4 protein-coding genes are annotated in these 5,484 nt (G+C 63.2%); 2 read left to right on the top strand and 2 right to left on the bottom strand.

Going from position 1 to position 5,484, the window contains the following annotated elements; all coding sequences use genetic code 11:
* The coding region (locus VFE81_RS12245; protein ID WP_325044843.1) for a PLP-dependent aminotransferase family protein at positions 1-756 on the bottom strand (756 nt) is incomplete at its 3' end.
* Positions 757-831: 75 nt separating this feature from the next.
* Positions 832-1,521, bottom strand: a complete 690-nt coding sequence (locus tag VFE81_RS12240; protein ID WP_325044842.1) for a VOC family protein — start codon at positions 1,519-1,521, stop codon at positions 832-834.
* A 266-nt stretch (positions 1,522-1,787) separates the two neighbouring features.
* Between VFE81_RS12240 and VFE81_RS12235 the strand changes: the two genes are divergently transcribed.
* Positions 1,788-3,242 (top strand): PLP-dependent aminotransferase family protein, encoded by a 1,455-nt coding sequence (locus VFE81_RS12235; RefSeq protein WP_325044841.1) that lies wholly within the window; start codon positions 1,788-1,790, stop codon positions 3,240-3,242.
* A gap of 124 nt (positions 3,243-3,366) precedes the next feature.
* Positions 3,367-5,265: a molecular chaperone HtpG gene (gene htpG / locus VFE81_RS12230; RefSeq protein WP_325044840.1), complete on the top strand. Its 1,899-nt coding sequence runs from the start codon at positions 3,367-3,369 to the stop codon at positions 5,263-5,265.
* Positions 5,266-5,484: the final 219 nt, after the last annotated feature.

The following is a 5,484-nucleotide window of genomic DNA, read 5'->3' as shown; positions in this document are numbered from 1 at the left end:
GATGTAGCCGACCCGCAGACCCGGCGCCAGCACTTTCGAGAACGAGCCGAGATGGACGATGTGATCCGGCGCCATCGACAGCATGGTGGGCAGCGGCTCACCGGCGTAGTCGAGCGCGCCGTAGGGATCGTCTTCGATCACCGGAAACGGTGCGGTCTTCGCAAACGCAGCCAGGGCGCGGCGGCGTTCGATCGGCAGGCGGCGGCCCGTCGGATTCTGGAAATTCGGTTGCGCGTACAGGAGGCGCGCGCCGGCCGTCAGTTCGGGCGTGAGCGCCTCGGGAATCAGGCCGTGCGCGTCGGTCGGCACCTGCACGTAGCTCGGTTCGTACATCGAGAACGATTGCAGCGCGCCGAGGTAGGTCGGCGTTTCGACCAGCACGGGGCTGTCCGGGCACACCAGCACTTTGCCGAGCAGGTCGAGTGCTTGCTGCGAGCCGGTCGTGATCAGTACCTGCGAAGGGCGAATCTGCGCGCCGTTCACCGAATAGCGTCGTGCGATCCATTCGCGCAGCGGCAGATAGCCCTCGGTTGCGCTGTATTGCAAAGCCGCGGCGGGCGCGTCGCGCAGAATGCGGTCGGATGCTTCGCGCATGCGTTCGGCCGGGAAGGTCGCTGGCGAGGGCAGGCCGCCCGCGAAGGAAATGACTTCGGGCCGTTCCGTAACCTTCAGGATCTCGCGGATCGCCGAGCTCGTGAGCTTGCGTGCGCGTTCGGACAGTTGCCACGTGGGGGCTTTCAAGTCGCTTTGGTCCATGGTCTCCTCTGCTGGTATGTCTGGAACCGGTCAAGATTTCAATTATCGCGCGAGTTGGCCACCCGCGCGCGCTGCTTATTTAAGGGTCCGTAGACCGTCGGGTGTTTCAAACTCGGCGACAAGCGCGGCTGCGCCTTCCGTAGGCTCGAGTGCGATCAGGTGTGCCGCGCCCAGCCAGTGCAATTGCGCAGCGATCGCGTCGGCTTGCGGATGTGCTGCTTTCAAAGCTTTCAGTGCGATCTCCGTCTCCGGCAACGCCGCCGACGGATGACGCTGCGTGTCCCACTGGATCAGCGACGGCAGCACGCCGTCGCCGGCGCCTTGCCACGCGGGGAACGCGCCGTCGTCAGGTACCGACAGGCCCCACGTGAAATCGCCGCGCGTCATCGGCACGATCGAGGGGATGCGTTGCGGATACTGCGTTTGCCAGGCCGGGAGGCGCTTCGGCCGGTCGACTCGGGCGACCCAGTGCGACAGGTACGGCCCTTTTTCGAGCCGCGCTTGCGTCGCCGGGTCGTCGAGCGCGAACAGGCGGCCACGAGGCGTGACACCCTCCGCGGGTTCCGCGGCCTGCGGGTCGATCGCGATCACCTCCAGATATACACCGCCCCACAGGTTCAACAGGCGATTGTGCGTGCGCATCAGCGGATGCGCGCCGCCGCCCGCCGGTGCGACGCCGAGCGTGTCGGCAACGTACTGCGTGCCCTCATCGAGGGTACGGGCGGAAATCACGAGGTGATCGAGACGGAGCGAATGGGCGGTCATGGCGGATCAGGAAAACGGTTTCTGCGGTAAGCCGGAGTGCGCGCGGGGTGCGGCAGCAGCGTTGCCGGGGTCGTAAGCATAACCGTTTGCCGGGTCGGCGGGCCAGGCGGATGGCGTTCGGGCGGGTCTTGCCCGAGGTCGCTTGCGCGCGGTGCATGCCGCCCGAGCTGCTTTGTCATCCGTTGCTTATCTTAAATGTAACGGCGGCGACCGGCACAGTAACGGTACAATCGATTCGATACCGTTCGGTACAGTTGGAGCCCGTTATGTCCGTCCCGCTTGCCCAGATTCCCACCCCGCACGATACGACGTCGTTGACGCTGGTTGAGCAGCTCGTCCAGTGGGCGCGCCGCCGCATCGAGGAGCGGGTGTTCCGCCCCGGCATGCGGATGCCGTCGATCCGTAAGCTTGCGCTCGACAAGGGCGTGTCGCGCTTCACCGTGGTCGAGGCGTACGAGCGGCTGGTGGCGCAGGGTTATCTGGAGTCGCGACGCGGCTCCGGTTTCTATGTGCGTGAACGATTGGGCGGTGCGCCGACGGCTGAGATCCGCACGATCGCCGCGGCGGCGCCCGCGCCCGCCACCATCGACGTCGTCTGGCTGCTGCGCAATATGCTGCATACGGGCGCGCGCCCCGAGCGCAGCCCGGGCCTCGGCTACCTGCCGGGGCGTTGGCTCGACGGCGATCTGATCACGAACGCGTTGCGCACGCTCGGCCGGCAAAGCGGTGCGCAGATGCTTGGCATCGGCACGCCACAGGGCTTTTTGCCGCTGCGCCAACAGTTGCAGACGCGGCTGGAGGAGCTGGAAATCGGCGCTTCGCCGGATCAGATTGTGATGGTCTCCGGCATCACTCAGGCAATCGACCTGATTTCGCGCATTTACGTGAAACCGGGCGATGCGGTGATCGTCGGCGATCCGGCCTGGTTTCAGATGTTCGGGCGTTTCGCTTCACAGGGTGCGCGGCTGGTCGGCATGCCTTACACGCCGGATGGGCCGGATCTCGACGCGCTCGAATCGCTCGTGCAGACCTGGCGACCGAAAATGCTGGTGATCAATTCGGTACTGCAGAATCCCACCGGCACCTCGCTCACGGCCGCGCAGGCGTTCCGCATTCTGCGTCTCGCCGAAGCCTACGATTTCATCCTCGTCGAAGACGATATTTACGGCGATCTGTGCCCGCCGAGCTATCCGGGCACGCGGCTCGCGAGCCTCGATCAGTTGAAGCGCGTGATCTACCTTGGCAGCTTTTCGAAGACGCTCGCCCCGAATCTGCGCGTGGGTTTTATCGCCTGCGCGCCGGAGGTGGCCACGGCCGTCAGCGATCAGAAAATGCTGGTCGGCATGACGAGCCCCGAACTGAACGAGCGCGTGCTCTACAAGATTCTCACCGAGGGTCACTACCGCCGGCACGTCGAGCGGCTGCGCGCGCGGCTCGACGGCGTGCGCGAGAAATCGGTGCGGATGCTCGAAAAGACCGGCATGAAGCTGTTTCTGACGCCCACGGCGGGCATGTTCCTGTGGGCCGACACGGGCGTCGATGCGAGCGCGCTCGCGGCCGCCGGTCACGAAGAAGGTTTCCTGCTGACGCCCGGGAGCCTGTTTTCCCCGCTGCAGTCGCCGACCACGTGGATGCGCTTCAATATCGCCAACTGCGGCGATCCCGAGTTGTCGGCGTTCCTGTGCCGCTATCTGGATAGCATTGCGCGGCGCGCCTCTTGAAACCGCGCCGGCTTGCCCCAACTTAGGCGGCGACCCGGCGACACAGCCTCGGCGGCCCATCCGGCCGGCGGCTGTGCGCCACGCCTGACTAGAACCCCATTCGTAACAGAGAGGAAGTCCGACCATGGCACAAGAAACCATGAGCTTTCAGGCAGAAGTTAAACAACTTCTGCACCTGATGATCCATTCGCTGTACAGCAACAAGGAAATCTTCCTGCGTGAGCTAGTTTCGAACGCGTCCGACGCGGCCGACAAGCTGCGCTTCGAAGCGATCGAAAACAGCGCGCTGTACGAGAACGATCCGAATCTGCGGATTCGCGTGTCGTACGACAAGGCCGCGCGCACCATCACGCTCGACGACAACGGCATCGGCATGAGCCGCGACGAAGCGATCGCCAACCTCGGCACGATCGCGCGCTCGGGCACCAAGGAATTCTTCGGCAAGCTCTCCGGCGACCAGCAGAAAGACGCGGCGCTGATCGGGCAGTTTGGCGTGGGCTTTTATTCGGGCTTCATCGTCGCGGACAAGATCACGGTCGAAACGCGCCGCGCCGGCTTGCCGCCCTCGGAAGGCGTGCGTTGGGAAAGCGCGGGCGAGGGCGATTTCGCCGTGGAGCAGATCGAACGCGCCGCGCGCGGCACGACCATCACGCTGCATCTGCGTGCCGATGAAGACGACCTGCTGTCGTCGCATCGTCTGAAGTCGATCATCCAGAAGTACTCGGACCACGTCGCGCTGCCGATCCTGATGGCGAAGGAAGAGTGGGACGCTGAAAAGAGCGAGATGGTCACGAAGGACGAGGACGAGACCGTCAACCAGGCGAGCGCGCTGTGGACCCGTTCGAAGAACGACATCACCGAAGAACAGTACAAGCAGTTCTACCAGCACCTCTCGCACGATCATCAGGATCCGCTGACGTGGACGCATAACCGTGTCGAAGGCCGCAGCGAATACACGCAACTGCTGTACGTGCCGACGCATGCGCCGTTCGACATGTTCAATCGCGATCATCGCGGCGGGCTGAAGCTGTACGTGAAGCGCGTGTTCATCATGGACGACGCTGAACAACTGCTGCCGGCGTATCTGCGGTTCGTGAAGGGTGTGGTCGATTCGGCTGATTTGCCGTTGAACGTGTCGCGCGAAATCCTCCAGGAAAGCCGCGACGTGAAGGCGATCCGCGAAGGTGTGACCAAGCGTTCACTGTCGATGCTCGAAGAACTGGCGAATTCGGAGAACGACGCCGATAAGGAAAAGTACGCCGGCTTCTGGAAGGAATTCGGTCAGGTGTTGAAGGAAGGCATCGGCGAAGACTTCGCCAATCGCGAGCGCATCGCGAAGCTGGTGCGCTTTGCGTCGACGCATACGGAATCGCCCGAGCAGACTGTGTCGCTCGCCGACTACGTCGCGCGGATGAAGCCCGAGCAAACCAGGATCTACTACGTGACCGCCGACACCTGGCAGGCCGCGACCCACAGCCCGCATCTCGAAGTGTTCCGCAAGAAGGGCGTGGAAGTACTGCTGCTGACCGATCGCGTCGATGAATGGATGCTGTCGTTCCTGAACGAATTCGACGGCAAGCCGCTGCAAAGCGTCGCGCGCGGCGATCTCGATCTGGGTGCCTTGAACGACGAGGAAAAGCAGGCGCAGGAAAAGGTCGGCGAAGAGTTCAAGCCGCTTGTCGACAAGATGAAAGAAGCGCTGAAGGACAAGGCCAAGGACGTGCGTTTGACGTTCCGCCTCACCGATTCGCCGTCTTGCCTCGTGGCGGACGATGGCGAAATGAGTGGCTATCTGCAACGTATGCTGAAGGCCGCTGGTCAGGAAGCGCCGTCGTTCCACCCGATTCTTGAAGTGAATCCGGAGCATGCGCTGGTGAAGGGCTTGCACGCAGACAGCGCGAATTTCGACGACTGGTGTCATTTGTTGTTCGATCAGGCATTGCTCGCTGAAGGCGGCGCGCTGGAAGATCCGGCTAGCTTCGTGAAGCGTACCAACGCGTTGTTGTTGGCGCGCGCGGGTTGAGTTTCTCGGGTTTGAATTGAGCCAGAATCGGCGTCGCGTTGACGCTTGTGATTGAAAATGCGCTGCTTCGGCAGCGCATTCAGACTGCTGACAAAGTACCCCCGAAGCCTGGCCATGCGCCGGGCTTTGTCGTTTAATGAGCGTCATGCTCAAGAAACCGACGCCCATGCAGCACGAACTCGAGATGGTCACGCTCGAGGAGCTCGTGCCGAAGGATCA

Source organism: Paraburkholderia sp. (assembly GCF_035656215.1).
Taxonomy (GTDB): domain Bacteria; phylum Pseudomonadota; class Gammaproteobacteria; order Burkholderiales; family Burkholderiaceae; genus Paraburkholderia.
Note: the sequence above shows the minus strand (reverse complement) of the source record. Positions and strands in the feature narration are given on the sequence as shown.